The organism is Streptomyces niphimycinicus (assembly GCF_018883605.1).
Taxonomy (GTDB): Bacteria; Actinomycetota; Actinomycetes; order Streptomycetales; family Streptomycetaceae; genus Streptomyces; species Streptomyces niphimycinicus.
The window spans coordinates 1-1,683 of the sequence record NZ_JAHLEM010001219.1; the positions used below are offsets into that span (position 1 = coordinate 1).

The following is a 1,683-nucleotide window of genomic DNA, read 5'->3' on the forward strand; positions in this document are numbered from 1 at the left end:
CGGTGGCGCCCTGGTGCGGCCCCGCGGGGTCTCCCCGGGGCCGGGGCCGGGGCCCCAAAGCCCCTCCCCGGGGCGGCGGTCTTGAGCGTGCGGCATCGTCCCCGGCGTGGTGGGCTGGTGACACCGCGTCGGTCCCGTGCGGCGCGGGCGGACGGCAGACGCGGGCGTCGAGGTGGTGGTCGTGGGGCGCGGCGGGACGTACGGGCGGGCGGTCGTCGTGGCCGTCACCACGATCCTGGTCGCGATCACTTCCGTACCGGCGACGCCCACCGGGCCCGCCGAGGCCGTGGGCCGGGCGCCCGGCCGCGGGTCGTACGGCCCCACTGCGGCGCAGGTCCCGGGCGCCACGACGGCGCAGATCCCGTCGCCTCCGTACGGCGTCACGACGGCTCAGAGCCCCTCGCGTCCGTACGGCGTCACGACGGCTCAGCTCCCGTCGGGTCCGTACGGCGCCACCACGGCGCAGGGCCCCTCGCGTCCGTACGGCGCCACTTCGCCGCAAACCCCCTCCCATCCGTACCCCGTCTCCGTCGAGCTGGCCTCCCTCACCCCCGCGGTGATCCGTCAGGGCGGTGAGCTGAGGATCAGCGGGCGGGTCACCAATACCTCCGGGCGGCGTCTCGGCCCCGCGCATATCGGGGTGCGGATCGGCGCGTCCGGTGCGATCGACACCCGCGGCGGGCTTTCCGCCGTGGCCCGCCGTACGCCCCTGACCCGGGCCGACGGCCCCGAGGTGCCCGGCCGTACGGCTCGTCTCGCCGCGCTGCCGACCGGCGCCGAGCGCGGCTTCCGGCTCACCGTGCCCGTCCCCGATCTGGAGCTGGACGACGCCGGGGCGTACGCGCTCACCGTGGACGTCGTCGGCGAGGGCGGCGCCGGTGCCGGGACCGTGCTCGGGCTGACCCGCGCCCATCTGTCCGCGTACCCCGACGCCACGCGGCTGGAGCCGCTGCGCACCACCGTGCTGTGGCCGGTCCTCGACACCCCGCGGATGGAGGCGCTGACCCTGCGCACCCCGGACAGCGTGCTGCCGGTCTTCCGCGACGACGAGCTGACCGCCGCCTTCGGGCCGGGCGGCCGGTTGCGGCGGCTGGTGGAGATGGGCAAGGGGCAGCCGGTCACCTGGGTGCTCGATCCGGATCTGATCGTCCAGGCGCGGGCCATGGCCGCCGGTTACCGGGTGGCCCGTACGCCCGGCGGCAGCGATCCGCAGGAGGCCGCCGAGGGGAAGGGCGGCGATGCGGCGGCGGACTGGCTGGCCGCGCTCCGTAGGGCGGTCCGGGGCCGGGAGGTGATCGCGCTGCCGTACGCGGACCCGGATCTGGCCTCGCTCGCCCGCGGCGGCGGCGCCCCGCTCGCCGGGCTGCTGCGCCGGGCCTCCAGTACCGGCCGCAGCGTGGTGGACCGGGCGCTGGGCGTCCACGCGCGTGCCGGTGTGGGCTGGCCCGCGGGCGGTGAGCTGGACGACGGGATCGCCCGGTACGCCAAGGAGCTGGGCCTGGACACGGTGCTCGCCTCCGGCGCCGGGGTGGCCGCCGAGGGCGAGCTGGTCTCCGAGGGGGCCACCGACGACGGCGCCGTCTCGCTCGAGGGCGGGACGACCGCGCTGCGCTACGACGCGGCGATCGCCGCCCAGCTCTTCGCGAGCCACCCGGCCGCGGGCGCCTCCGGCGAGCCCGCCCG

At 77.9% G+C, this 1,683-nt stretch carries 1 protein-coding gene; it reads left to right on the top strand.

From position 1 onward, the window contains the following. Positions 1-136: 136 nt before the first annotated feature. Positions 137-1,683, top strand: a 1,547-nt coding sequence (locus KN815_RS48960; RefSeq protein WP_253209739.1) for a DUF6049 family protein, incomplete at its 3' end; no start/stop codon positions are given.